Source organism: Pseudomonas sp. 30_B (assembly GCF_017491605.1).
Lineage (GTDB): Bacteria > Pseudomonadota > Gammaproteobacteria > Pseudomonadales > Pseudomonadaceae > Pseudomonas.
The window spans coordinates 1-559 of record NZ_JAFGYY010000133.1; the positions used below are offsets into that span (position 1 = coordinate 1).

Sequence of the window (559 nt, forward strand, 5' to 3'; positions counted from 1 at the left end):
CTTCAATCTGCTCTTTCCGTTGCTGTGGTTGCAGGCGGGCATGCCGAGAACGGCCGTCCGCCTCGATTGCGCGATCGCCAAGCTGCTCGCGATCCGCAACGCGCTGCCTGACAATCCGCTAGCAACAGATGACGCGCAAGCGGAACCGACACCGGCACCTCACGCCTCATCGAGCGAATGACGGCTGCATTCTTTCGCATACCCCTGGTCGATTTCGTATTTACGGAAAAAGAGCCGACACGCGTCTCTATACTGTCGAGCAATCGGCGGATATCCGGAATCTGGATCACCACCACTTTCCGTCCTTGCCCTGGAATGAGACCATGAAGCTGTTACGGATACTGACCGGTGTGCACGCGGGCGCGCAGTTGCAGCTTGCGCCCGGCACGCACCGCATCGGGTCGGACGACGGCGCCGACATCCGCTTGACCGACTGGCATGCCGCCGATCTTCTGCTGCACGTCAAAGACGACGTCGTACGCGCACAGTTCGTCGAAACGGATGCCGAAAGGGCGTCATCCGCTTCGGATTCGTCCGAAACCGTCCGGCTCGTCGACCT

The 559-nt window shown here is 60.6% G+C and carries 2 protein-coding genes; both read left to right on the forward strand.

The window, feature by feature from the left end; genetic code table 11:
• The coding region (locus J5M67_RS27580) for a hypothetical protein (RefSeq protein ID WP_207888562.1) at positions 1 to 181 on the forward strand (181 nt) is incomplete at its 5' end.
• 142 nt (positions 182 to 323) lie between these two features.
• The coding region (locus J5M67_RS27585; RefSeq protein ID WP_207888563.1) for a hypothetical protein at positions 324 to 559 on the forward strand (236 nt) is incomplete at its 3' end.